The sequence below is a fragment of the Phycisphaerales bacterium genome (assembly GCA_035627955.1).
In the GTDB taxonomy this organism is placed as follows: Bacteria; Planctomycetota; Phycisphaerae; order Phycisphaerales; family UBA1924; genus JAEYTB01.
In genome coordinates this window covers 200,957-227,054 of the sequence record DASPKU010000006.1, presented here as the reverse complement: position 1 = coordinate 227,054, position 26,098 = coordinate 200,957, and the positions used below count along the sequence as shown (strand labels likewise).

Genomic DNA, 26,098 nt, shown 5'->3' with positions numbered 1-26,098 from the left:
CGGGTCCGGTCGCAGCCACAACACCCGGGGCATCTGCCCCCATGAAGCGCCCTTGTGCGTGTCACGAGGCGGAGGGAATACCCCCACCGCCCCGCGATCCTGACCGCCGGTGCCGCTGCAAAGGACCTGTCCCATGGCAAACACTCTCGTTCAAGACCTCATCGAGTCCGGCATCCACTTCGGCCAGCGCGCCAGCGGCTGGAATCCGAAGATGGCCCCGTACATATACGGCAAGCGCAACGGCATCCACATCATCGACATCAAGGAGACCATCAAGGGCCTCCTCCTCGCCAAGAAGTACATCGCCAAGTCCGTCGCCGAGGGCAAGGACATCTGCTTCGTTGGCACCAAGCGCCAGGCTAAGAACGTCCTCGAGACCCGCGTGCCCGACGTCAAGATGCACTACGTCACCGAGCGCTGGCTCGGCGGCACGCTGACCAACTTCCGCACCATCCGCCTCCGCCTCAAGCGCCTTGAGGAGCTCGAGGCGATCCAGCAGGCCGACAACTTCGCCAGCTACTCCAAGAAGATGGAGAGCCAGCTGAAGCGGGAGCAGAAGAAGATCGCACGCAACCTCGAGGGCATCCGCCACATGGACAAGCTCCCCGGCGCCCTCGTTGTCGTGGACGTGAAGTCCGAGCTCACCGCACTCAAGGAAGCCCGCAAGCTGGGCATCCCCACCATCTGCCTGATCGACACCGACGGCGACCCCGAGCTCGTTGACATCCCGATCCCGGGCAACGACGACAGCATGCGCTCCATCGACGTCGTCATCCGCGAGCTCTGCCTCGCCGTGGCCGAGGGTCGCCAGCAGCGCGAGCTCGCCCAGCAGGGCGGCGGCTCCAGCACGGCCCCCACCGAGGCCGCGTCCGACCAGCCCCGCCGCAGCCGGCGGGCCCAGTTCCGCTCCGACGAGGGCGGCGAGGCCCAGGGCGGCACCCGGGCTCAGTCCGTCGGCGCTGCTCAGTAAGCTCTACCCGTAGAATCCCCCAGCTCACCCGTCCACCCTTGGACTTTCAAACCCCTGCAACGCAGGGGCCCGCGGAGACCGTGCCATGGCAGAGATCAACGCAAAAGACGTGATGAACCTTCGCAACAAAACCGGCCTGCCCATGATGGCCTGCAAGGCCGCCCTTGGCGAGGCCAACGGCGACGTTGAGAAGGCCGAGGAGCTCCTCCGCAAGCAGCTCAAGGGCAAGATGGAGACCAAGCTCGACCGCGCCGCCGGCGAGGGCCGCATCGCCATCAGCCGCTCCAAGGAAGCCGCGACCATCGTCGAGGTCCGCACCGAAACCGACTTTACGGCCAAGAACGAGAAGTTCGTCAACGCCGTGCAGAAGATCGCCGACCTCTGCATCAACGAGAAGTCCGGCGAGATCACGCCGGTGCCGGCGTCGGTCTCCGCGATCATCGACGAGCTGCGCATCTCGACCGGTGAGAACGCGTCCGTGGCTCGCGCTCACAAGCTTACCCAGGACCCCGGCAGCGGCACCTTCGGTTCTTACGTCCACCACGACGGCAAGACCGGCGTGCTCGTGCAGGCCGAGGGCAGCATCTCCGACGAGACGCTCCGCCAGATTTGCATGCACATCACGGCCGCGCACCCCCGCCCGCAGGGCATCAGCGCCAACGACATCCCCGCCCACATCGTGGACAAGGAGCGTCGCTTCCGCATCGAGCAGGCGATGGAGTCGGGCAAGCCCCAGCAGATCGCCGAGAAGATGGTCGAGGGCGGCATGCGCAAGTTCTTCGAGGAGATCTCGCTCCTCGAGCAGCCCTTCGTCATGAACCCCGAGAAGAAGATCAAGGACATCGTGGGCGACAAGGCCCGCATCGTTGCCTTCTACCGCTGGGCCGTGGGCGAGCAGGCCTGATCTGATTTCGAGCCGCAACCTTCCGCAGGGGCGGGGCTTCAGCCCGCCCCTTTTTTCATTTCATCCCTCGCTTGCGCCCGATCCTCCTAGTCATGCCCGAGCACCCACTGGAGGACTTGATGAACCTTCCCCTCGACCGGCGCGACGCCCTGGCGGCCTTCGGCGCCATCGGCGCTGCCACCCTCGCGACCACCGCATTCGGGCAGCCCACTAAAAGCACCTACCCGGCGGCGCTCCCCGAGCCCTCCAACCAGCCAACCCGCCCGCAGCCCCTCACGCCCGCGCAGCTCGGCTTCGACGCGCAGAAGGGCGAGTACACGCTCCCGCAGCTGCCCTACGACCCTGAGGCCCTCGAGCCTCACATCGACGCGATGACCATGGGCCTGCACCACAGCAAGCACCACGCCGCGTACGTCGCGGGCCTCAACAAGGCCATCCGCGAGCTCCGCGCCATCCGCGACGGCGGCGACGCCGCGCTCGTGAAGCACTGGTCCCGGGAGCTCAGCTTCCACGGCTCCGGCCACATCAACCACACCCTGTTCTGGAACATGATGGCCCCCGCCGGCAAGGGCGGCGGCGGTCAACCTCAGGGACGCCTTGCCGAAGCCATCAACCAGTCCTTCGGCGGCTTCGACAAGTTCACCGCTCACTTCAAGGCCGCGGCCAACCAGGTCGAGGGCGGCGGCTGGGCCTGGCTCATCCTCGACCCCCACTCCCGCCTGCTGCACATCATCCAGGAGGAGAAGCAGCAGGACATGTTCCTGACCGGCGCCCGACCCATCTTGGGCCTGGACGTCTGGGAGCACGCCTACTACCTCAAGTACCAGAACCGCCGCAGCGACTACGTCAACGCCTGGTTCAACGTGGTGAACTGGGGCTTCGCCGCCAGCCTGTTCGACCAGGCGATGGCCTGAGGACTCCCACCAGTTCGTTCCCGCCAACGCCCGCGTCGCGGGCGTTTTCCTTTTACGCGCAAACCCAGCCGCCACAACCACTTTCACCGGCTTCAACCGCCAACTCAGAAAATCTTTCCCATTCGGTTGGCAGGTCCAGAAACCTGTGGCATGGTCCCAAAGTCTTGTCTCTCTCTCCTCCTAATACTCGGCTGCGGGCGGAAACACGTAGCCGGGTTTACTGAAGTCCGGGTCTCTGGGTGGGCGAAAGCCCGATCGGCCCCCGAACTTCTGCCAGCGTCTTGTCTCTCTCTCCTCCTATACTCGGCTGCGGGCGGAAACACGTAGCCGGGTTTCAAATCAAGAGTTAGGCGACTCGGGAACAGCGGACGGCCGCGGCCCGAGTCTTGTTGTTTTTGGCCTTGTCCCGGGTACCCCGCCGCTCCGCGGCGGCTCTTCTGGCCGTTCTCTCCTTCCGTCCCGCAGCACGCTTCCCGCTATCTTGTCCTCCCCCCGTCCCCACGGGGCACGGAGGCCCCCGATGCCCAACCCCGACCCCGCGGCGTTGGACCCGCTGCTCATCCCCTACCCCCGCTCCCTGACCCTCACCGGCGGCACCGCCGACCTGAGCACCTTCGTACCCGCCCCCAGCCGGCCTCCGGTGCTCGTCACCGAATCCTGGTCGCTCCCCGAAGAGTCCCGCCCACTCGACCGGCCCAAGGACCCGATCGTCGCCGCGGAGAAGTCTGGCCAGTTGCGTTACGTCACGGCCCCTGGCGCCCCCGAGTCCTACCGCCTAGAGATCACCGCCGACGAGCAGGGGCGTGCGGTCGTCACCATCACCGCCGCGGACATTCGCGGGCACATGCACGCTCTCCGCACCTTCCTCCAGCTTCGCCACCAGTACGCCACCACTCGTCGGTGTCCCACGCTCGTGATCGAGGACGCCCCCGCCTTCGCCACCCGCGGCGTCATGCTCGACGTCTCGCGTGACCGCGTGCCCACCAACCGCGAGCTCGCCCGCCTCGTCGGCGAGCTTGGCTGGCTCAAGATCAACCACCTCCAGCTCTACACCGAGCACACCTTCGCCTATGCCGGCCACGAAGATGTCTGGCGCGCCTGGTCCCCGCTCACGCCCGACGACATCCGCACGCTCGACGCGCTCTGCCGACCAACGATCGAGCTCGCCGCGAATCAGAACTGCTTCGGCCACCTCGCCTCCTGGCTGCGGCACCCGAAGTACGCGGACATCGCCGAGACCCACGGCGACTGGGTGTTCGACGTCTGGCCACGCTCCGGCCCGTTCTCGCTCTGCCCAACCGACCCGCGCTCGATTGCGCTGATCAAGGACCTGCTCGGGCAGCTGCTCCCCTGCTTCACCTCCCCTCTGGTCAACATCGGCTGCGACGAGACGTACGACATCGCCTACGGACGCTCAAAGGACGAGGTCGCGAGGCGCGGGCGCGCGGCCGTGTATCTCGACTTCGTGCGGCAGATTTGTGAGGTCGCTAAGGCGCACGGCAAGCGCCCGATGTTCTGGGCCGACATCGCCCTCTCACACCCCGAGTGCGTGAACGACATCCCGGAAGACCTCATCTCCCTCGCATGGGGCTACGAGCCCGAGTCCCCCTTCGCCCGCTGGTGCGACCTGCTGCAATCGGCCGGGCGCGAGGTCTGGGTCTGCCCCGGCACGAGCTCCTGGCGCAGCATCACCGGGCGCACGACCGAACGGCGCGGCAACATCGACGCGGCCGCCAGCGCCGGGCGCGGCAAGGCCACCGGCTTCCTCGTGTGCGACTGGGGCGACACCGGCCACCACCAACAGTGGCCCATCGCCCTGCACGGGATCGCGTACGGAGCGGCCAAGGCCTGGAACCCCGACGCGGAGGTGGACCTGCGGGCCGTGTCGCTGCACGTTTTCGGCGACCGCTCGCTCCAAATCGGCCAATGGCTCGATGACCTCGGCGATACCGACATCGCCCTCCGCCGCGCCTGCGGCGAGCTTTCCGCGCCCGGGCGCGTGAAGCTGCCCAACCAGTCCGCGCTCTTCATCGATATGTTCAAGAAGCTCGATGAGCAGAGCAGTGTCGGCCGCTCCAGCGACTGGCTCGACGCCCGCGACCGCCTCGAGGAGATCGCCGCGCGGAAGCCCGCTGGCCTGCGTCAGCAGCTCGACGACGAGCTCAACCACACGCTGGCCGTCGCCCGCTTCGCCGCCGCCCGCGCCAGCGGTCGCCGGCAAGCCGACGGCCTCACCGACTCACATCGCAGCGACCTCCGCCACCAGCTCCAATCCATCATCGACGAGCACCGCCGCCTCTGGCTCCTCCGCTCCCGCGAAGGCGGCCTCGACCACAGCTGCGGCTTCTACCGCAAGATCGAACTCTGACCCGATAGGACCACCATGCGCCGCGTTGTCGGATGTATGACAGGCACCAGCATCGACGCCCTCGACGCCTCGCTCGTCGAGATCGAAGGGCACGGCCTCGCCATGCGCGCAAAGCCCGTCCGCAACATCACCAGAGACCTCGGCGGCCTCGCCCCGCGCCTCCGCGCCCTCGCCGAGCAGCAGCCCATGACCGCCGGCCAGATCGCGGTCCTCTCGCGCGACTTCGCCCTCCTGCACGCGAGCGCCATCCTCGAGCTGCTCGCCGGCGAGAAGGCCGACCTCATCTGCGTCCACGGCCAGACCGTCTTCCACCAGCCCCCGCTCAGCTGGCAACTCATGCAGCCCGCCCCCATCGCGCAGGCCGTGGGGTGCCCGGTGGTGTACGACCTGCGCCAGGCTGACCTCGCGGCGGGAGGGCAGGGCGCCCCCATTACCCCGATCGCGGACTGGATTCTCTTCCGCAGGCGGCATGACCCGATGAAGGTCGTCAATCTGGGTGGGTTCGCAAACTACACCGAGTGGCAGACGCAGCTACTACCAGAAGAGGAGTTCCCGGCCGAGTACGAGCCACGGCTTCGGATTGAAGGCGGAGATATCTGCGCTTGCAACCAACTGCTTGATGCAATCGCTCGTCAGCGCATGAATCGCCCCTATGACGAAGACGGGCACGTCGCATTCAACGGCGTCTGCGACGACATCACATACACGCGTTTCTGTGAACTTCTTCGGGAGCAGCGTGCAAGCCGTCGTTCTCTTGGTACTGGCGACGAGCTAGAGAAGGCTCTCACCTCCCTCGACCATGTTCCCACACCTGCGCTCCTTCGCTCTGCATGTGAGGCCATCGCGCAGATGGTCTACGAGGCCGGCCACGGCTGGTACGCAGGCATGGTTATCGCAGGCGGCGGCAGCCGGAACCGCGGCCTTCGCATTGCCCTCGGGGCCAGAATCGGCCGACCTGTCGAAACGACTGAGGACTACGGCATTCCCATTGAGTACCGCGAGGCCATCTGCTTCGCGGTCCTCGGCGCCCTCTGCCAGGACAAGGTCCCCATTACCATCCCCGCCGTGACCGGCGTCAAGCAGGCCCCGCTCTCCGGGGCTTGGGTGTATCCATGAGCGAACAGCATCCGTCAGAAACCCCTCACTCCGTTCGGGGCTCGTCGGTGACGACTTCAGCGAGCAACACACCCCCCGACCGCTCCCACATCTCCACCGAAAAGCGCAACCCGCGCACGATGCACCTGCACACGCTCTCCACGCGCGAGATCGTTGAGCTGATCCACCAGGAAGACCGCGAGGTCCTGCACGCCCTCAAGCGCGCGGGCAAGACCATCACGCGGTTCATCGAGGCCGCGGAGCCCGGCTTCACCGCCGGCGGCCGCCTCATCTACGTCGGCGCCGGCACCTCCGGCCGCCTTGGCGTGCTTGATGCGTCCGAGGCCCCGCCCACCTTCCAGGTCGATCCCGGCAAGATCGTCGGTCTCATCGCCGGCGGCGACGCGGCCCTCCGCAAGTCCAGCGAGTCCAAAGAAGACGACCCCCGCGGTGCCTGGCCCGAACTCGAGGCACTCGCTCTCACGCAGAATGACACGGTGCTCGCCATCGCCGCGGGCGGCACCACCCCCTACGCCCGGGGCGCCCTCGAATACTGCAAACACCTCCCCGCAGGCCAGCAGCCCCTCACCGGCCTGCTTGTCTGCACCACCATGGACCCGCCCGCGAGCGCCGACCACCTCATCATGCTCAAGACCGGCCCCGAGGTCCTTACCGGTTCCACCCGCATGAAGGCCGGGACCGCCACCAAGCTCACCCTCAACACCATCTCCACCACGCTCATGGTCCGCAGCGGACGCGTCTACCAGAACCTCATGGTCGACGTTCGCGCCACCAACGACAAGCTCAAGGATCGCGCGGCCCGCATCGTCGCGACCCTCACCGGACTGGCCCGTGAGAGTTCATTCGAGCTTTTGGAGAGCGCGGGCGGCTCGGTAAAAACGGCTGTTGTAATGCACCGGCGCGGACTGCCCCGAACAGAAGCGGAAGCCGAGCTCGAGCGCTGCTCAGGCCACCTCGGCCGAGCCTTGAGTGAGTGACGCCCGCACCCCGGGCCCCAATGCCCAGGGATCATGATCCCTGGGCTTTCGTCCCGCCTTGCAATGACGCAGGCCCTGCTGTCGGTTGCGCCATCCCACCCATCCCGGGCTAGCCCCGATCCCCCGCGCGCCGCTACCCTCCGCCCATGAAGCGAATCCTCCACGTCGGCATCGGCCCGCTGGGTGTCAAGATCCTCAACGAGGTCCACGAGCGCAACCTCGGGCACGTCGTCGCCGCCGTGGACATGTCGCCCTCCCTCGCCGGCCAGCTGCTGACCAAGGTCGTCCCCGCCGCCGACCCCAAGCTCCGAATCCTGCCCAACCTCGCGGCCGTGGACAACTGGGACGAGATCGACGTCGCCATCGTCAGCACCAGCAGCGACCTCAAGTCCTGCGAGCACACCTTCCGCGACATCCTCCGCCACGGCAAGGCCGTCGTCAGCACCTGCGAAGAGCTCGTCTACCCCTGGCTCCGCCACGTCGCTCTCGCCGAAGAGCTCGATGACCTCTGCAAGAAGACCGGCGGGCGCCTGCTCGGCACGGGGGTCAACCCCGGCTTCCTGATGGACGCTCTGCCCGCGTTCCTCACCTGCGTCAGCCACTCCGTCCGCGGCATCGCGGTTTACCGCGTGCAGGACGCTTCCGTCCGCCGCATCCCCTTCCAGAAGAAGATCGGCGCCGGGCTGGACGACGCCCAGTTCTCCGCCCGCGTGAAGGACGGCAGCCTGCGGCACGTCGGCCTGGGCGAGAGCCTGCACTACATCGCCCATTACGTCGGCATCCCAATCGAGCGTTGGGAAGAGGACATCGCACCCGTCAAGGCCGAGCGCGACCTCGTGTGCGGCCTGGGCCCCATCCCCCGCGGGCGCTGCTCGGGCGTCCGCCAGGTCGCCCGCGGCTACTACGACGAGCGCGAGGTCATCCGCCTGGAGTTTCAGGCCGCGGTCGGCCAGGAAGGCCCCCACGACCGGGTTGTCATCCAGGGCGAGCCGCCGATCGACATGGTCATCCCCGGCGGCGTGCACGGCGACATCGCCACCTGCGCCATCGCCATCAACGCCATCCCGCGCCTGCTCAAGGCTCCGCCCGGCCTGCACACCATGGCCACGATCCCCCCGCCGATCCACGCCACGGCCCGTGCGGAGAATCGCTGAAGCGCAGCCTCAGGTTTTCAGTTCATGCCTGCCGAAATACAGGGATCAGCACCGCCGCGGAGCGGCGGGGTACCCAGTGCGGTACCCACCACGCAACAGGACTGCACCATGGCCCGTCTCAACGTCGAATCCTCTACCGCCACGCACATGACCGTCGACGGGCGTGAACTGCTCGCTTTCGGCGGTTGCAACTACCTCGGCCTCGCGCACCACCCGGCCGTGCTCGGCGCCGTGCGCGAGGGCCTCGCCCGCTACGGAATCAGCACCACCGCCTCGCGTGAGACCACCGGCAACACCAACGTTCACGAGAGCCTCGAGCGCGAACTGGCCGCGTTCATCGGCCAGGAAGCCGCGATCCTCACCGCAGAGGGCTACACGGCCAACATCGCCATTGCTCAGGCCCTCTGCCACAAGCACGGCGTCGCCCTCATCGACGCCCGCGCCCACCGCAGCCTCCGCTCCGCGGCCACCTCGGCGGGCATGCAGGTCTTCGAGTACGAGCACCTGAACCCCGATTCCGCCGCGTGGCTGGTGCGTCAGTACGGCGACCAGGGGATCGCCCTGTTCACCGATGGCGTCTTCGCCGCCGACGGCGCGGTGGCCCCCGTCGCCGACCTCCTTGCCATCCTCCCTAAGCACCGCAGCACGCTCATCGTCGACGACTGCCACGGCGTGTGCGTGCTAGGCGAGCTCGGGCGCGGCACCGTGAACGAGACGGGACTCAGCGACCCCCGCCTGTGCATCACCACCACCCTGGCCAAGGGCTTCGGCTGCTACGGCGGCGCGGTCCTCGGCCGCCGCACCCTCATCGACCAGGTCCGCGAGCAGGCGGACGTCTACCGCCGCTCCACGCCCGCGCCTACGCCCATCGCCATGGCCGTGCGGGCCGCCCTGGGCGTTATGCAGCGTGAAACTGAGCTGGTGGCCCTCCTGCGCCGCAACACCGCCGCCCTGCGCCAGATCCTCGCCGACCTCAACATCGAGCTCAGCGACGTCTCGATCAACACCTCTTCCCGTCTCCAAGCCCCCCACGCCGCCCACGCAGGTGGTACCGCCACCCTCACGCCGCCCGCCACTTCCACCGCCTCCGAGAAGGTCCCGATCTTCACCTTCACGCTCGAGTCCCGCGAGACCATGGAACGCGTGCACCGCGAGCTGCTCGAGGCCGGCATCTACGCCCCCTTCATCGAGTACCCCGGCGGCCCGACGCCCATGTTCTTCCGGTTGACCGTGTCCGCAAAGCACACCCTGGATCACCTCCAGCGGCTGGGCAGCGAGCTGCGCCGGGCGCTCTAGACAAAACCTTGTTGAGACTGAGTTGCAACTGCGTTTCAGCCGGATAGGCTGATGGACACTCGCCTGGAGAGAGTCCCATGCGCACTGCCGTTCTCGCCGTTGTCGTTGCTTCACTGACCTCAACCGCCCATGCGGGTGTGTCGCTGCTGCTCGCCGACCGCGGGACGAACAAGATCTGGCGTCTCACGGACGTCAACAACAACGGGTCGATCGAGACCGAAGAAATCTTCCTCTGGTACGACGAGACCAACGCTTCCGGCACAGGACTGCCCGACAGCATCAACGCGTTATTCGCGGCGCCCGACGGCACCATCATCGGTGGGGACACCGCCGTGCGTGCCTACTACTGGTTCAAGGATCTCAACGCTGATGGCGACGTGCTGGACGCGGGCGAGTCGCGCCTGCTCTCGGATGTCAGCAACGCCTCAGGCGCGAGCACGGCGGCCCCGAGCGGCGGCTCATTCATGCCCAGTGGCGACGTGCTCGTGGTCAACTCGAGCAACGCCTCCGGCTGCGACGCGGTGTACCGCTGCCGCGACGTCAACGCCGACGGGAACTGGCAGGGGCCTGGCGAAATGTCGGCTTGGGTCGCCGATAGCCCGGTTGCTTTCGTGTCCTGCGGCGGCCCGTTCAGCCCGCAGGAGATCGTGGTCGACGGGGCGGGCGTGGGTTATCTGCGTAACTCGTCCTCCGGCCTGTTCGGCGTCTACCGCATCGAGGACCTCAACGGCAACGGGCGTGCGGACGACGACACCATGGAGTTCCGCCGCTGGTACACCGGCACCAACGCAGGGCTCATCCTCGAGAAAGACCAAGCACGCCCCGGCTCGCTGTACTACACCAACCTTGCTTCGGGCGGCGTCGACCAGATCCTGCGGCTGGCCGACACCTCCGCGGACGGGGACGCGGACGACGCGGGCGAGGCTGTCATGGTGTTCTCGACCGGCGAGGCCAACTTCGGCATCTCCGATGTTCTTTCGCTGCCCAACGGCGACCTCCTCCTGAGCGACAACACCGGCAAGCGGATCGTGCACCTTCACGACGTAGACAACGACGGTCTCTTCAGCACGCCCGGCGAGCGGGCGAACCTGCTGGTCGCAACCGGGACGGGAATCGACGACCTGCGTCAGATGGCTCTGCTTCCCTCGACGCCCGTGTGCGGCACCGCCGACTACAACGGCGACGGCGACATCGGCACCGACCAGGACATTGAGGCCTTCTTCGCATGCCTCGGCGGCACCTGCTGCGCATCGTGCTTCCCCGGCGGCTCGGACTTCAACGCCGATGGCGACGCGGGCACCGATCAGGACATCGAGTCGTTCTTCCGCGTCCTCGGCGGCGGCCCTTGCTGAGCGCTTGATCCGGGCGACGCCCATGCCACCGAGATGTCCTCATCTCGATGCTTCGGATGCGCGCCCCACGGCTCGCTCACAATCAGCCGCAGCGCCCCCCAGAACACCGGCTCGCTCCGCAGGTGCCCGTGCTTGCGCTCCCACTCGCCGTTCTCGATTTCGGCCGTCAGCTCACGCACGAACCGCTCCTGCACCTCAGCGCTCACAAAGCCCCATGCCGACTGAGAACCACGCACCCGCGCGTCCAGAAACGCCGCAGGCCGGGCGTAGTACGCCTCCGTGAACCCGTCCACGCAGTCGATCGGGATCGGCACCTTCTGCACCCGCGTGCGGCCTCCTAGCACTGCCGCGATCTCCGCGATCGGAGGAAACCGCCCGTGCTCGGCCGCGATCACCTCCGGGCAGTACTCCGCCAGCCAGAAGCGGTTGATCTCGTCACCATCGAAGGTCATGACCACGACCGGCCCGCGGCTCACCCGCCGCAGTTCCCGCAGTCCCCGTCGCCAGTCCTGCCACTGGTGCACCGAGAGCGTCGACATGGCCGCGTCCACCGAGCCGTCATCCAGCGGCAGCCGCTCTGCCACGCCGTCGATCGCCGGCGCAATCTCCCGCGGCCTCTGCGCTCGCATCGCCGCCGACGGCTCGATCGCCACCACGTACCGGTCCCGCGGCTCGTACGACCCCGCACCCGCGCCTACGTTTACAACCGTGCGTGCATTCCCGAGAGCCGCGTGCACCATCGCCGCGATCCGCGGCTCCGTCCGCCGCAGCTGCGAATACCCGCGCCCGAACTGGTCGTAATCAAAGTCCCCCGCCGGCGTCGTCCGTCCTGCCTGCATGCGGCAGGGTAGTGGGCCCGACCGCGCGATCAATGGCGCCGGTCATCGCTCATCAGAAGCAGTCAGTCCCCGGGCGTGCCGCCGCCTGCCGGACCCAGTCCTCCAGCTGCGGCGTCTCCACTCGATCGCCCTCGTATATGTGGAAGTACCGCACGTCCTTGTGCTTGGAATCCACCGGCGGCTGGGGCTCCAGTGACGCACCGCTGAAGAACGCCACCTTGATGTACTTCGTGATGCAGTGCACCCCGATGAACCAGCCCTGCCCCTCGACGCCATAGAACGGCGAGTTCCACCGCACGGCCTTCTTCACCCCAGGCACGATGCGCTCAATCATCGCGTCCAGCCGCCGCCCCACATCCCGCTTCCACCCCGGCATGGCCGCGATGTACGCCTGCACCGGGCCGTCCCCGTCACCCTTTGCGATCTGCGGGTTGCCACCCGAGAGCAGCTTCGGCTTACGTGTCTTCGCGGTGTTCGCGCGTCGCTTCGATACGGTCGCCGTCCGCGCCGGCCCGCTGCCCGTCGAGGTACTCCGGCCATCGCGGCTCGCCTTCTTCGCCATTCCGATCCCTTTCGACTTGCCTCACTCGGACTGCGGTCTTCACGCTCTCCCCGCGAGCCCCGCCGCCCGCCGCCACTGCCTCAGCTGGCCCAAGTGATGCGGCGGGTGCGCCACGAGCAGCGTAATAGCGATGTGCCCAATCAACTGCGGCTGGAACCTGCCCGGCGCGGGCCGCGGGAAGTAGTCTGCGTGCTTCTCCGCGACAACCGCCCCAAGCCGCGTGTTGCGCTCCCTGAATGTGTCGAGCAGCTCGCGCTTCATCGCATACACACCCCGCTCGGGCACCGGATTGGAGCCGTACCCGAACCGTTCCATCTCCGCGGTGGCCGTCGGCGCGCTCTGATCATCGAGCATCGACAGCAACACCCCCGCGTACGCGTTGAGGTGCGAAAGCGTCCATGCCGGATGATTGACGATCCCACCCGGCTGCTCCGCCATGCGCGACTCTGGAACATCCTCCACCGTCTCGATGAGAAAACCGGTGACCATCGAATGGATGTTCAGGATCGCACCGATCGTGTCGTAGGCGTCGCGGGCGCTCACGCGACCGATACTAACCCGGGGAGCACTCGCCCGCCCGCTCAACGCGGGGCCGTTACGGGGCGTGCGGAAGGTAGATGCTCAAGCCCCAAAAACGACAGCCCCGCAGGTCATCAACCTGCGGGGCGATCTCCAAGTCGGGGTAGGCGGATTCGAACCGCCGACCTTCTGACCCCCAGTCAGACGCGCTAACCAAGCTGCGCTATACCCCGTTCACCATGTCACCCCTGACGCCCGAAAGCCCCAGTGGGTTAGAGGGGAGGATAGGCCCGCTGAAAACACGTTTCCAAGACGGCCCGTAAACCCTTCCCATGGCCCACAAACCGCCTCACCAAGCCCGTATCCTGCCCCGCATGGATTCTCTGCTCATCGTCGGCGGGCGCCTCATCGACCCTGCCTCGGGGATGGACCAGGTCGCCGACGTCGCAGTGCGTGACGGGAGGATCACCGCCATTGGCCCCGGCCTCTCCCGCTCCCCCGCGGACCGCGTGATTGACGCCGAGGGCTGCCTCGTCACCCCTGGCCTCATCGACCCTCACGTCCACCTCCGCGAGCCCGGGCAGGAGCACAAGGAGACCCTCGCCACCGGCTCGCAGGCCGCGGTCGCCGGCGGGTTCACCACTGTCTGCTGCATGCCCAACACCAGCCCGGCCCTGGACACGCCCGAGCTGGTCGGCTTTGTCCTCGCCCGCTCCGCGGCCACCGCGGCCTGCCGCGTCTTCCCCGTCGCCGCCGCCACCAAGGGCCGCAAGGGCGAGGACCTCACCGAGATTGCCCTCATGGCCCGCGCGGGCGCGGTCGCCTTCTCCGACGATGGCGACTGCATCCCGACCGCCGGCATGATGGCCCGCGTCCTCGCCGCCACCTCCGCCACCGGCCTGTGCTTCATGCAGCATTGCCAGGACCCCACCCTCACCAAGGGCGCGGCCATGCACGCCGGCGAAGTCTCCACCCGCCTGGGCCTGGGCGGCTGGCCCCGCGTGGCCGAAGAGATCATCATCGAGCGCGACATCCGCCTCGCCCGCGCCGCCGCGGGCAGCCGCTACCACGTGCAGCACATCTCCTCGGGCGAATCGGTGGACATCATCCGGCGCGCCCGCGCAGCCGGGCACAAGAACATCACCGCCGAGGCGGCCCCCCACCACCTCCTGCTCACCCACGAAGCCTGCGACGGCTACAACACGCTCGCGAAGGTGAACCCTCCCCTTCGCGAGAGCAAGGACGTGCAGGCCGTGCGCCAGGGCGTCGCCGACGGCACCATCACGATCCTCGCCACCGACCACGCGCCGCACTCGGCCGACGAGAAGGCCCTGCCGTTCGAGGACGCACCGTTCGGTTTCATCGGACTGGAGACCGCGCTCGCCCTCTACGCCGAGGCGCTCATCGCGACGGGTCTCATCGACTGGCCGCGCATGATCGCCATGATGACCCTCGAGCCAGCCCGCCTCTGCAACCTCGATCGTCAGGGCCTGGGCAAGCTCACGACCGGCGGGCCCGCCGACCTCACCATCATCGATCCCGACCTCGAGTGGACCATCACCCGCGCGGAACTCCGTTCACGTTCCTGGAACACGCCGTTCCTGGGCCGCAAGGTGAAGGGCCGCGCCACCCACACCATCGTCGCGGGCAAGGTTGTCTACGAGAACTCGCACGCGAAGCAGCCCGCGATGGCCTGACTTCTCCTCGCAAAGCCGCCCCGCCCCGGAGCCCCGATGGACGCACCCATCGACACCCACATCGCCGACAACCCCTTCGCGGTGCTCACGTTCCTCGCTGCGCCGGCGATCCTCACCAACGCGTCCACGCTGCTGATCCTGAGCACCAGCAACCGCCTCGCCCGCGCCTCCGACCGCGCCCGCCTCGCCTCCACCGCGATCCTCAACGCCAAGTCGCCGGGCATCGACACAGCCGCCAACCACCGCGAGTTCCAGCACGCCCACCGGCGCGCCGAGATGCTCGTGAGCGGCCTCCGCAGCTTCTACTTCGCCGCGGGCTGCTTCGCGGCGGGCACCTGCATGGCCCTGCTGGGCGCCTTTGCGGGCTACTTCAGCATCCCCGGCGTGCCGCTGTTCACGCAGGTGATGACCTCCCTCCTCGCGGTGCTGGGCGTCGCGGGCCTGGTCGCCGGGTCACTCAAACTCCTCCGCGAAACCCGCATCGCCCTTGCTTCCCTCGCCGACCTGCACGTCTCCATCACGCAGTGGCGGGCCACGCACGCGGGCGACCCGCCCCCGGGCAACGCCTGACCCGCGCTGCACCACCCCAACGCATATTCATGCACCTTGCCGGACCCTCTGGCCCGGCACTACGATCGCGCGTCCACCCCCACTTCTCACGTTTGGCAGGAGCACCTCATGGCTATCCGCGTCGGCATCAACGGCTTTGGTCGCATCGGTCGCCTCGTCTACCGCATCGCGTCGGAGCAGGGCCTCGAGGTGGTCGCCGTCAACGACCTCGTCCCCGCCGACAACCTCGCCTACCTGCTCAAGTATGACACGATGCACCGCCAGTTCACGCTGAACGGCAAGCACGCCGAAATCTCCGCCACCGAGAACTCCTTCACCGTCAACGGCAAGACCACCAGGACCATGGCCGAGAAGGACCCGGCCAAGCTCCCGTGGAAGGACCTGGGTGTCGACTACGTGCTGGAGTCCACCGGCCTCTTCACCGAGGGCGAGAAGGCCGCGCTGCACCTCCAGGCCGGCGCCAAGCGCGTGATCATCTCCGCGCCCACCAAGAGCGAGCCCGCGCAGGTGCCCACGCTGTGCCTGGGCGTCAACGCCGAGCAGTACGACCCCGCTAAGCACACGATCATCTCTAACGCCAGCTGCACCACCAACTGCCTGGCGCCCATCGCCAAGGTCATCAACGACGCCTTCGGCCTCGAAGAGGGCCTGATGACCACCGTGCACGCCGTCACCGCCACCCAGCCCACGCAGGATGGCCCGTCCAAGAAGGACTGGCGCGGCGGGCGCAACGGCTACCACAACATCATTCCCGCGAGCACCGGAGCCGCCAAGGCCGTGACGCTCTGCATCCCCGCCCTCAAGGGCAAGCTCACTGGCATGTCCTTCCGCGTGCCCACCGCCGACGTCTCCGCTGTGGACCTCACCTTCCGCACCGCCAAGGACACCAGTCTCGCCGACATCAACGCGGCCATGAAGTCCGCCGCCAACGGACCCATGAAGGGCATCCTTGAGTACACCGAGGAGGAGGTCGTCTCCAGCGACTTCATCGGCAACCGACACAGCTCGATCTTCGACGCCAAGGCCGGCATCGAGCTCAACAAGCGGTTCTTCAAGGTGGTGTCCTGGTACGACAATGAAGCCGGCTACGCCGCCCGCTGCGTGGACATGCTCAAGCTCCTGGCCAGCAAGGACGGGAACCGGTAACTCCTGCGCCAAACCCGACCAGACACCACAGACCGGTGCACCCCCGGGCCCTGCCCCGGGCAGCCGTTCCAACCCCTACCGCCGGGCGGGGTAAACGCCCGATCAGCCGGTTCTGCCTTGCTATGACCCGGTTTGCGGTTTAGGGTGTAACCGCCCCAACTGGTCGGCGTCGCCGGCCGTACGACATCGGGAGACTCGCCATGGCTCAGCGTTACCAGACCGTCCTCCTCTTCGGCGCCCCCGGCGCCGGCAAGGGCACGCAGGGCAAGATCCTGGGGTCCATCCCCGGCTTCTACCACCTCTCCTGCGGCGAGGTCTTCCGCACGCTCGACATGTCCAGCGACCTGGGCAAGCTCTTCATGCAGTACTCGTCCCGCGGCGAGCTCGTCCCCGACGAGGCCACCATCGAGATGTGGCACAACAACATGAAGGCCCGCACGGTCCTCGCCGACTTCAAGCCGCACGTCGACCTCCTCGTGCTGGACGGCATCCCGCGCAACGTCAACCAGGCCCGCATCCTCGAGGACCACATCGAGGTGCTCTGCATCCTGCACCTGGTGTGCCCCAACAAGGAGGAGATGATCAAGCGTCTCCGCCGCCGGGCCCTGAAGGAAAACCGCATCGACGACGCCAAGGAAGAGGTCATCCGCCGCCGCTGGGACGTGTACGAGCGCGAGACGTTCCCCGTCCTCGAGTACTACCCCCGGGACATCATCAAGGAGGTCGACGCCACCGGCTCGCCCGGGCGCGTCCTTGAGCACATCCTCGAGTCAGTCGTCCCCGTGCAGGAGTCCCACTTCAACAATCCGATCACGGGTGAGAAGGAGGACCCCGAACCTCCGCGCCCTAGCCACGCGGCCGTGCACGTGCCCGGCCGCATGGCGGAACCCGCCCGCGTGTGATCGTCAGTTACCCCGCGCCACGACGTGCCCTGACGGTCGTGTCTTACTTCGCTAAGGCCACGCTCTCGATCCACCCGCCACCCAGAACTCTGTCAGCACCGGTCCCGCGACCGGTGCTGTCGTTCCCGTACAGCACCACCGCCTGCCCCGCGGCCACCGCCTCCTGCGGCCGCTCGAACTCCACCACGAACCGGCCGGTCCGGCTCGATGGGGTCGCGAACTCCGCGCACTCAATCACCCGCACCCGCGCCTCGCACGCCGGCGTGTTGTACCTGTACTTCGCCCAGCAGCGAACTTCTCCCGCGGGCTCCTCGATGAGCCAGTTCGCCTCCCCCACCACACACGACGCCGCCATCAGGTCCGACTTCCCGCCAACCGTCACCGTGTTCGTCTTCGGGTCCTTGCCGGTCACGTACACGCGGTAGCCGAGCGAGATATCCAGGCCGCGGCGCTGCCCCACCGTGAAACGATGCTGCCCACCGTGCTCACCGACCTCGCGACCCTCGCGGTCCACGATCTTTCCCGTGCTCACCACGCCCGGCCGCCGCCGCTCCACCAACCCCGCGTAGTCGTTGTCAGGAACGAAGCAGATCTCCTGCGAGTCCGGCTTGTCGAACACCGGCAGCCCGAACTCCTTCGCGAGTTCCCTCACCCGCGGCTTCGCCATACCACCGATCGGCAGCAGCATGTGCGCCAGCTGCGCCCGCGGCACGCCGAAGAGCACATAGCTCTGGTCCTTGCTGTGATCAACGCCGCGCAACAGGGCGAACTCGTCTCCGCACGCTGCAACTCCGCCACTTTGGCACCTTGCCACCCGGGCATAGTGCCCGCTCGCGACAAACTCCGCCCCGATCTGCCGCGCGTACTCGTGCAGCTTGCCGAACTTCAGCCAGTCGTTGCACCGCACGCACGGGTTGGGCGTCCGACCCGCGGCGTACTCATCCACGAAGTAGTCGATGATCCGCCCGAAGTCCTTCTTGAAGTTGCACACGTAGAACGGGATGCCCAGCTCCGCCGCGACCAGCCGCGCGTCCGCCGCGTCGTTGATGGAGCAGCACCCCTGGTGCCCGATCTTCACGCCCTTGCCCGCCCCAGCCGAGCTAGCCGGGCACGCTTCTTCCCCCGGGATCAGCTCATCCAAGGTCTCCCCTGGCGACCCAAGCCGCATGAAGCACCCGACCACCTCGTACCCCTCGCGCTGGAGCAGCGCCGCCGCGACGGAGGAATCCACCCCGCCCGACATCGCCACCAGCACCTTGGGCCTGCTCGCGCTCACCTGCCATCGTAGTGACGCTCACGCTGCGGCCTTCACTCCGCGGCTTGCAACCTCGCTAACGCCCGCCAGCGACGCCAAGGCCCGCAGGACGCGCTCCACCCGTACGGGCGAGACCAGCTGCTCCACCCGGCGCTCCCCCAGCACCCCCTGCCCGAAGAACGCCCCCGGCGACCCGGCCAGCACCAGCACGGGAAGCCCCGACTGCCCTGTCGCCTTCTCCGCTTCGCGCACGCGATCCATGAGCGGCGCCCGCTCGCTCGCATTGGCCACACGCACCACCAGCACGTTTGGCTGCTCCACGCCGGCGCTTACGCCCAGCCGCTCCAGGAAGTACCCCGCCGCGGTGGTCTCACGGTTGAGTGCAACCAGCTCCGCCCGGACCCCTTCTCCCAATGCGCCCTTCGCCACCTCGACCCACGAAGTCCCAGCGTCGCTCGAGTGCGACAGCATCGTCATCCGCATGTCAAGCGTCATGTCAGGCACTTCGCGGCAGAGCTCCGCGACCACGCCCTTCCGCAGCCCCAGCGCCGCGATGCACTCCTCGATGGGGTACAGCACGTCGTTCCCGCTCGTCCCCAGCAGGCACGCGTGCGCCAGCCGATTCGCGAGCCCGAGCGTCGTCACCTCAATCAACGCCCGCGGCGCCACGTTCCGCACGTTGCCAACGCTCAGGTGGTGGTACGCGATCGGGTTGATCATCTCGGCCGGGAAGGTCCACTCCCGGAGTAGACGATCGGTCAGGTCCGCGTGGTTGATCAGCAGCAGGCGCGACTCCACCCCCTCCAGCGGCAGCTCCAGCCGGTCCGCCACCTCCAGCACGCCCGCGTAAACATCCCCCAGCCGCTCGGCGAACAGCATGCGGCCGATGTCGTGCAGCAGCCCCGCCGTGAACATCGCGTCGCACTGCTCGTTGCCGCACCCGCGCGCCCGCGCGATCCCCGACGCAAACAGGCCCGTCGCGATACCGTGCTCCCAGAACCAGTCAGCACGGATGCGGCCCTGCGTTCCCGCGGCACCGAACCGCTCCAACACGCTCATGGACAGGATCGTCTGGCGGATCTGGTCCGTGCCGATCCGCGCCACCGCCTTTGCGACGGTGTCCACCGGCGCCCCACGCCGATACAGGCTCGAGTTTGCGAGCTTCAGGATCCGCAGCGACATCGCCTGATCCTGCCGCAGCGCCTTTGCGACCGTATCGACGGATGACCCGCTGTTGCCCGTAAGCGACAGCACCTGCCGCGCGGCCGGGCCCATCGCTTTCAACTCGTTCCCGCTCAGAACTTTGTCGAGCAACTCCTGCCGGCTCAGGATCGGCTTGAGCGACTTGAGCTCCTCAATCGCACCGGCCGTGTCCAGCCGCTCATCCTGGCTCTTCGGGGAGGGCTCCGGCGTCCCCACCAGCCTCGCGCTCGCGGGTGCCGCGGGTGTCGCAGCCGCCTTCTCCGCGTCCTGCACGCGCTCGCTGGCGGGAGTCCCCACGCACGGCTCCGGGGCGGCCAGCCCGCCCACCCGCTTGACGACCTCCTGGATGAACCCATTGCTTTTGATGATCAGCCCGCGAACGCCCAGCCGCGCGATCCTTACCACCGCCTCCCGCTGCGGACGTGCGGAAACCAGAATGACCGGCAGCGCCCTGAGCCGCTCATCGGCGCGAACGGCCATGAGGCACTGCACGCCGTCGGTCGGCGTCATCTCCAGGTCCAGCAGCAGCCCATCGAACTTCGACTCGCGCAGTTGCCGCAGGCCGTCCTGCGCCAGCGCGCTGTGGACCACCTCGTGCCCCGCCTTCTCCAAAGCAAACGCCATCGCCAGGCGCGTGAGCTCGTCGTCGTCGATGATCAGAAGTCGCATGTGTAGGCTCCTCGCCGGCAGGACCCGGTTGCAACGCTGTCAAAGGACTCCCCTGAGATCGGCACTCATGCTGGGGACTTTTGACTCCGTATAAACCCGCCAGTCGGCCCCGCTTCCCACCGCGCCCGCATAAACGGACCGCCGCCGTCCACACGCCGCCCAACGCTCGCCCGCACCGACCCCGAACGCCCCCCGTTTGTGCGATAATCCGCCCATGCTCCTAGCGATCGTCGTCCTCCTCTTCCTCCTGCTGCTCAACGGCATCTTCGCCATGGCCGAGCTGGCCATGATGACCTCCCGCGCCTCCCGCCTGCAGGCCGACGCCTCCCGCGGCAGCCGCTCCGCCGCCACCGCCCTCGACCTCCGGCGCGACCCCACCCGCTTCCTCTCCACCGTTCAGGTCGGCATCACCCTCGTCGGCATCTTCGCGGGCGCCATCGGCGAGCGGGCCATGACCCAGCCGATCCAGGACCTGCTCATCCGTCTGGGCCTGCCAGAGGCCTACGCCGACAAGGCCGCGCTCGCGCTTGTCGTCCTCGTGATCACCTACTTCTCGCTGGTGCTGGGCGAGCTCGTCCCCAAGCGCCTGGCCATGGCCTACCCCGAGGCCATCGCCTCCGCCATCGCCCGCCCCCTCGCCATCCTCTCCAAGCTCGCGGCCTGGCCCGTCCGACTCCTCACCGCCACGACACACCTCATCCTCAGGGCCATCCGTGTTAAGCAGCGCACCGACGACGATGTCTCCGCCGAGGACGTGCAGGCCATCGTCGCCCGCGCCGCCAGCACCGGCGTCTTCACGCCCCAGGAGCACACCATCCTGCAGCGCGTGCTCCGCGTCGGCGACCTCACCGTCCGCGACCTCATGGTGCCCCGCACCGAGGTCGTCTGGCTGCCCGAGACCACCACCGTGGAGGAGCTCAAGATCCACGTCGGCACCTCGCCCTACTCCCACTTCCCCATCGCAAAGGACAGCCTCGACGACCTCGTCGGCGTAGTGCACATCAAGGACCTCATCTCCTACGGCCTGCTCGGCGGCCTCAACTTCACCGTCAACCGCGTCGCCCGCAAGCCCGTCTTCGTCCCAGAGACCATGCCCGCACTCAAGGCCCTGGATCACTTCCGCACCACCAGGAGCCACATCGTCTTCGTTGTCGACGAGCACGGCGGCACGCTCGGCCTCGTCACCCTCAACGACGTCACCACCGCACTCGTCGGCGACATCACCCGGCGTGGCGAGCAGGCCCCTCCGGGCGCCAAACGCCGCCAGGACGGCTCGTGGCTCATCGACGGCCGCATGCCGCTGCACGAGCTCGTTGGCACGCTCAGCATTACCGACGCCCAGCAGGACGAGCTGCCGGACGTCAGCACCGCCGCGGGGCTCGTGCTCGCGGTCTTGGGGAGGATCCCGCACGCGGGCGAATGGACCGACTGGCACGGCTGGCGCATTGAGGTTGTCGATATGGACGGCGCCCGCGTGGACAAGCTGCTGGCCTACCGCGCCCCCGAACCCCCGCCCGAGCCCGAGGCCCCCTGAATCGTCTCGCGCCGCTTCCGCACCGTGCCGCCCACCACCAGCGCCGCCGAGATCAGCACCAGGTTCTTGATGATGTACTGGCCCTCCAGCGTCGGCGCCCACGGCACGTGCACGAAGCACACCTCCGGCAGCAGCACCAGCGGCAGCATCGTCCCGGGCATCTGCAGGAACAGCAGCAGGATCGCTACACGGTTGAGCGGCCGCACCAGCAGCCCTACCCCGATCGCCACCTCCCACCATCCCAGCAGCGGGATGAACCACGCCGGGTCGACCCAGTAGACAGTCGCCTCGATGAGGTCATCCGCCGGGCTCAGCCGCCATGGCTTGAGCAACCCGAACCAGATGAACACGATCCCCAGCGACCACCGCAGCAGCGGGATGCCGTACCGCCCCATCCACCCGGCCACGCGGGCGTCGAAGGCGTCCAGCATCGGATGCGGCAGGCGGGTGGGCTGTTCCATTCCCCAGCCTAGGTGGACGCCCGCCAAGGATTGAACGAGGGCACGAAAAAACCCCCGACCGTCGCGGCCGGGGGTTCATTCAAGTGGGCGATCCGAGACTCGAACTCGGGACCTCATGCGTGTCATGCATGCGCGCTAGCCAACTGCGCCAATCGCCCATCATGCCGTTCCCGGCACTGGGTCCAGAGTATATCGGCCCCGCCGACGTTTTTCCTCAGCCCCGCTCGGGGGCCATCCGGCTCATTCCGGCCTCAGCAGGGCCCCCCGCCCAGCACCCGGAAGAACGACTCGATGTCCTGGTCGGTCCCGGTATCCCCATCGCCATTAAAGTCGCCCCCCAAGTGCCAGCAGGTGTCGCAGCACGTCCCACCCAGGCAAGCGAAAAACGCCTCGATGTCCTGATCAGTTCCAACGTCGCCGTCGCCGTTGTAGTCGGCCGTGCCGCAGGTAGAGCCCGCCTGGTACGTCACGATCAACTGCGGCGGGTTCTCCCCCTCCATCGACGACCAACGTAGGGCCGAGCCCAGCGTGTCCTCCGCCCCGCGGAGCAGCCATCCGAAGTTCGACGAACCGTCGCCCACCCAGCCCTGAACGTCGGCGACCACCCCCGGCCCACTCCAGCTGTAGGTCGCGAAGGACGAACCCACGACCACCTCGGCGCTGGGTTCGCCCTCGAAGTCCCCGCCCGGCGTGGTCCAAAGTTGCGAGCCGAAGAAGCTCGCCGTCCACGTCGGATCCCCCGGCGTCGCGGCCGCGCCCAGCCCACCCGGATCTCCCGCGTTCGAGGTCCCCTGCCCCCACGAGCTCGTGACGCGGTGAATCTGGTACCGCACCCCATCGCCCTCCCCGCGATTGAGGTAGAGCCGCAGCTCCACATCGGTCACCATCGCGCCCGCAGGAATCGCGGAGACGTCGAACCGCATGAGGGCCCGCCGCAGCACGTTCGTGTTCGTCTTGCCGCAGTAAACGTGCGGCCCCACGGCGTTGCTCACCGCCATGTCGGGCGACTCGTACAGCGTGTTATCGGCCACGGGTGTGAGCGTGACCACCTGACCGAACGCCGACGCCCCCAGCCAGATGGCTACCAGACCTGTCGCGATGCGCAGCATGAGCCCTCCATGTTCTCGATAGCACATGGCGCGACAGGCCCGCCGCATTGCGGGAATACGGCGCGATTGCACGCTATCGCCGTCTGACTTACGGCTGCCCTGCCGGCTGCAAGCGCCGATCCGCGGCCCGCTGCGCCGCCTCAAGCGCCTTCTGCGCCTCCGCCGTGCGCCCCATTGCGTTGAGCAGCTCGGCCTTGGCGCTCAGGTATTCGGGCGCACCATCCAAGGCACACGCGGCCTCGAGTTCCGCCAGCGCCTGCTCATTTCTCCCGTTCATCGCCAGCGCCCGAGCGTACGTCGCCCGTGCGAACGCCACCTTCGGGTGCTCCTTGACCGCGGCCGCGAGCGTCTCCTCCGCCTCCTTCATCTTGCCCGCCTGCAGATACAGGTCGCCGATCTGTGTCACCATGCCCGCATCCGGACGCGGCTTCCTGTGCTCGAGGATCTGTGGAAGGTACTTGAGGGAGTCCTCGCCCCGCCCCGATCGCAGCATCACGCTCACAGCGTGCATCTGGATGCCCGGGAACGGCCGCCGCTCCATCTTCAGCACCCATTCCGCAAGGTCCGCAGCACGGGCACCACGACCCAGCTGCAGGTACGTTTCGGCCGCCTGCAGCAGCCCGTGCACGTCGGTACGGCGCTCGGGATCGCGTGCCTGATCGATCGCCTTCTCGAGCTCCGCAAACCCCTTCTCGGTGACCTCCGCATAGAAGAGCACGGTGGCCGCCTGGATGCGCTCGCCAACCGTCAGCTCCGGCTTCTCCGACGCGAGCACCGCTTCCGCAATCTGGATCGCCCGCTCGCGGTTCCCCTTCCCCAGCGCCTCCTGCGCCAGCATCAGCCGCACGCCGTACAGGTGCGGCTTGGCCGCGGCGATCGCCTCGATCTCCTTCAGCACCTCCGCCTGCGGCATGCCCCGCAGTCCCAGCAGTTGCGCCAGCTGCACCACGCGCGTGCTCGCCTGCGGCGACGGCCGCTCCTTCGCAATCGCGCGACGCAGGTACTCCTCGGCCTCCGCACGCTCCCCCAGCACCGCGAGGTTCCACGCCAGGCGCAGGTTGAGCTCAACCGAATGGGTCCACCCCATCCCGCCCTCGCCCACGGGCCCGGCGAGCTTGAGCAGCTTCACCACCTGCCCGGCGTTAGCCGCGTCTTCGCTGGTCGGCGTGTAGCCTGCCGAGAACACCCGCTCGAAGGGCGTCTTGACCTTTATGTCGTAGTAGTTGGCCGCGAACTGCAGGCCCTGGTTCGTCGCCCCCCACGCGCCCCAGGCCAAGTACAGCGAGCCCAGGACCGCCACCACCAAGCCAGCCGGCTTCAGCTTCCCCTTGAGCTTCAGCTGCAGGCTCTGCAGCCGCACGTTCGGTTCCGTCGCCAGTGTCCACAGCTTCCACGCGATGAACCCGCCGCACAGCGCCATCCCCGCCGCCATCAGCAGCGGGATCTTGTTGAACATCTGCCGGAAGCCGATGAAGAACACCACGCACAGCACGAGCAGCGCCGCGTCCTGCCACCACGAGACGTCGTACTCCGGCCGGCGGGTCTTTCCCTGCTTCGCCTCCTCCGTGTGCGCCTTCTTGAACACCGCAGGACGCGCGAACGAGAAGCTCAGCGCGTCGTTGGGGCACACGCTCACACAGTCCAGGCACTTCATGCACCCGGGGTCCACCACCATCCCGAAGTCCTTGACCTCCTGCGACACCCGCACGTTGCTCGTGCACGCGGCCGTGCAGTGCCCGCACCCCTCGCACTTGTCGTGATCGACCACGATCCGCCCGATCGACACCTTGTCCATCGGCGCGAAGAAGCCGCCGTAGGGGCAGCCGTACGTGCAGAAACCCTTGCTGCCCAGGAAGTACACCGTCGCGAACCCGCACACGCCCAGGAACGGGACGATGATGTACCACTCCGTGGGGAAGGTCGCCCAGTACTCCTCGACGATGAACTCCTTGTGGAAGCCCGGGTGCCCCGCCTGGGCCCGCGCCTGCGAAAGGTCGAGCAGCCAGTCGGGGAACGTCCACTTCTCCGCCCGCGCGGGGTCGCTCTTCTCAACCCATTTGGCGATCTGCGTTTCCAGCGGCACCAGGGCCACGCGCTTGAACGTTGGCCAGACGAACATGTACAGCGCCAGCAGCAGCGGCGCCCACAGCAGCAGGCGCGAGCGCAGCGGCTTGGGCCGCACGCCCATCCTGTTCATCCAGTGGGCGCACAGGTCCTGCAGCGCCACCACGTGGCACGCCCACCCGCAGAAGAACCGCCCGAAGATAAACGTCGCGAGCAGGGCCGCGCAGAAGAAGATGAACCCGGCGTTCAGCCGCCCCAGCTCCAGCGCGTACATCGCCTCCGAGGGCTCCACCGGCGCGATCGTGCGGCCCTGGATCAGCCACTGAATGATGTGTGCGATCATCAGCACGTGCACGCCGATGAGCACGCCCGCCCGCCACTTGGAGACCTTGCTCTTCTTGACCGCCTGGCGCGCAGGCTTGCTGGGCAGCACTTCCAGCGACACCGACCGCGGCGCCTCCGCCACGCCCGTGCCGCAACTCTTCCCTCCCAGCCCGGTGGTCATGAACCCAGCATA

The 26,098-nt window shown here is 67.7% G+C and carries 22 protein-coding genes and 2 tRNA genes; 14 read left to right on the top strand and 10 right to left on the bottom strand.

From position 1 onward, the window contains the following. Positions 1 to 133: 133 nt before the first annotated feature. The 9 genes from rpsB to VD997_05470 all read left to right on the top strand — a co-directional run bounded on the left by rpsB (position 134) and on the right by VD997_05470 (position 11,051). Positions 134 to 970, top strand: a complete 837-nt coding sequence (gene rpsB, locus VD997_05510; protein ID HYE61432.1) for a 30S ribosomal protein S2 — start codon at positions 134 to 136, stop codon at positions 968 to 970. An 85-nt stretch (positions 971 to 1,055) separates the two neighbouring features. Then, positions 1,056 to 1,874 carry a translation elongation factor Ts gene (gene tsf / locus VD997_05505; GenBank protein ID HYE61431.1) on the top strand — a complete coding sequence of 273 codons (819 nt, stop codon included), beginning with the start codon at positions 1,056 to 1,058 and terminating at the stop codon, positions 1,872 to 1,874. 119 nt (positions 1,875 to 1,993) lie between these two features. After that, positions 1,994 to 2,788, top strand: coding sequence for a superoxide dismutase (locus VD997_05500; protein HYE61430.1), 795 nt, complete (start codon positions 1,994 to 1,996; stop codon positions 2,786 to 2,788). 520 nt (positions 2,789 to 3,308) lie between these two features. Next, on the top strand, positions 3,309 to 5,156 hold the full coding sequence (locus VD997_05495; protein HYE61429.1) for a family 20 glycosylhydrolase: 1,848 nt from the start codon (positions 3,309 to 3,311) through the stop codon (positions 5,154 to 5,156). Between the two features lie 15 nt (positions 5,157 to 5,171). Continuing rightward, positions 5,172 to 6,272, top strand: coding sequence for an anhydro-N-acetylmuramic acid kinase (locus tag VD997_05490; GenBank protein ID HYE61428.1), 1,101 nt, complete (start codon positions 5,172 to 5,174; stop codon positions 6,270 to 6,272). A 47-nt stretch (positions 6,273 to 6,319) separates the two neighbouring features. Beyond that, positions 6,320 to 7,249: an N-acetylmuramic acid 6-phosphate etherase gene (gene murQ / locus VD997_05485; GenBank protein HYE61427.1), complete on the top strand. Its 930-nt coding sequence runs from the start codon at positions 6,320 to 6,322 to the stop codon at positions 7,247 to 7,249. A 146-nt stretch (positions 7,250 to 7,395) separates the two neighbouring features. Next, positions 7,396 to 8,403: a hypothetical protein gene (locus tag VD997_05480; GenBank protein ID HYE61426.1), complete on the top strand. Its 1,008-nt coding sequence runs from the start codon at positions 7,396 to 7,398 to the stop codon at positions 8,401 to 8,403. Between the two features lie 108 nt (positions 8,404 to 8,511). Further along, the gene (locus tag VD997_05475) at positions 8,512 to 9,699 is read left to right on the top strand and encodes a pyridoxal phosphate-dependent aminotransferase family protein (GenBank protein ID HYE61425.1); all 1,188 of its coding nucleotides are present in this window, start codon (positions 8,512 to 8,514) and stop codon (positions 9,697 to 9,699) included. A 77-nt stretch (positions 9,700 to 9,776) separates the two neighbouring features. Beyond that, positions 9,777 to 11,051, top strand: coding sequence for a hypothetical protein (locus VD997_05470; protein ID HYE61424.1), 1,275 nt, complete (start codon positions 9,777 to 9,779; stop codon positions 11,049 to 11,051). On the opposite strand, the gene VD997_05465 is transcribed toward VD997_05470, so the two are convergent. The 4 genes from VD997_05465 to VD997_05450 all read right to left on the bottom strand — a co-directional run bounded on the left by VD997_05465 (position 11,003) and on the right by VD997_05450 (position 13,204). Then, a complete protein-coding gene (locus VD997_05465; protein ID HYE61423.1) occupies positions 11,003 to 11,890 on the bottom strand; it encodes a methyltransferase domain-containing protein in 888 nt (295 codons plus the stop codon). The genes VD997_05470 and VD997_05465 overlap by 49 nt on opposite strands. Positions 11,891 to 11,942: 52 nt before the next feature. Next, positions 11,943 to 12,452 (bottom strand): DUF1801 domain-containing protein, encoded by a 510-nt coding sequence (locus tag VD997_05460; GenBank protein HYE61422.1) that lies wholly within the window; start codon positions 12,450 to 12,452, stop codon positions 11,943 to 11,945. Between the two features lie 39 nt (positions 12,453 to 12,491). Beyond that, positions 12,492 to 12,995, bottom strand: a complete 504-nt coding sequence (locus tag VD997_05455) for a DinB family protein (protein HYE61421.1) — start codon at positions 12,993 to 12,995, stop codon at positions 12,492 to 12,494. A gap of 134 nt (positions 12,996 to 13,129) precedes the next feature. Beyond that, positions 13,130 to 13,204: transfer RNA gene (locus tag VD997_05450), tRNA-Pro, on the bottom strand. A gap of 141 nt (positions 13,205 to 13,345) precedes the next feature. Between VD997_05450 and VD997_05445 the strand changes: the two genes are divergently transcribed. The 4 genes from VD997_05445 to VD997_05430 all read left to right on the top strand — a co-directional run bounded on the left by VD997_05445 (position 13,346) and on the right by VD997_05430 (position 17,286). Then, the gene (locus tag VD997_05445; protein ID HYE61420.1) at positions 13,346 to 14,668 is read left to right on the top strand and encodes a dihydroorotase; all 1,323 of its coding nucleotides are present in this window, start codon (positions 13,346 to 13,348) and stop codon (positions 14,666 to 14,668) included. A 36-nt stretch (positions 14,669 to 14,704) separates the two neighbouring features. After that, a complete protein-coding gene (locus VD997_05440; GenBank protein HYE61419.1) occupies positions 14,705 to 15,238 on the top strand; it encodes a DUF2721 domain-containing protein in 534 nt (177 codons plus the stop codon). A gap of 108 nt (positions 15,239 to 15,346) precedes the next feature. Continuing rightward, positions 15,347 to 16,384, top strand: coding sequence for a type I glyceraldehyde-3-phosphate dehydrogenase (gene gap / locus VD997_05435; GenBank protein ID HYE61418.1), 1,038 nt, complete (start codon positions 15,347 to 15,349; stop codon positions 16,382 to 16,384). Positions 16,385 to 16,584: 200 nt separating this feature from the next. Next, positions 16,585 to 17,286, top strand: coding sequence for a nucleoside monophosphate kinase (locus VD997_05430; protein HYE61417.1), 702 nt, complete (start codon positions 16,585 to 16,587; stop codon positions 17,284 to 17,286). 43 nt (positions 17,287 to 17,329) lie between these two features. On the opposite strand, the gene mnmA is transcribed toward VD997_05430, so the two are convergent. Beyond that, positions 17,330 to 18,562, bottom strand: coding sequence for a tRNA 2-thiouridine(34) synthase MnmA (gene mnmA, locus VD997_05425; protein ID HYE61416.1), 1,233 nt, complete (start codon positions 18,560 to 18,562; stop codon positions 17,330 to 17,332). A gap of 18 nt (positions 18,563 to 18,580) precedes the next feature. Continuing rightward, entirely contained in the window at positions 18,581 to 20,413 is a 1,833-nt protein-coding gene (locus VD997_05420) for a response regulator (GenBank protein ID HYE61415.1), read from the bottom strand. A 214-nt stretch (positions 20,414 to 20,627) separates the two neighbouring features. Between VD997_05420 and VD997_05415 the strand changes: the two genes are divergently transcribed. Continuing rightward, entirely contained in the window at positions 20,628 to 21,947 is a 1,320-nt protein-coding gene (locus tag VD997_05415; GenBank protein ID HYE61414.1) for a hemolysin family protein, read from the top strand. Here VD997_05415 and VD997_05410 read toward each other — a convergent pair. From VD997_05410 to VD997_05395, 4 genes are all read right to left on the bottom strand, one after another. After that, a complete protein-coding gene (locus VD997_05410) occupies positions 21,905 to 22,408 on the bottom strand; it encodes a hypothetical protein (GenBank protein ID HYE61413.1) in 504 nt (167 codons plus the stop codon). The genes VD997_05415 and VD997_05410 overlap by 43 nt on opposite strands. Before the next feature lie 84 nt (positions 22,409 to 22,492). Continuing rightward, a tRNA-Val gene (locus VD997_05405) sits at positions 22,493 to 22,566 on the bottom strand. Positions 22,567 to 22,659: 93 nt separating this feature from the next. Further along, positions 22,660 to 23,517: a DNRLRE domain-containing protein gene (locus VD997_05400; GenBank protein ID HYE61412.1), complete on the bottom strand. Its 858-nt coding sequence runs from the start codon at positions 23,515 to 23,517 to the stop codon at positions 22,660 to 22,662. An 88-nt stretch (positions 23,518 to 23,605) separates the two neighbouring features. Further along, positions 23,606 to 26,086, bottom strand: coding sequence for a tetratricopeptide repeat protein (locus VD997_05395; protein HYE61411.1), 2,481 nt, complete (start codon positions 26,084 to 26,086; stop codon positions 23,606 to 23,608). Between the last annotated feature and the right edge of the window lie 12 nt (positions 26,087 to 26,098).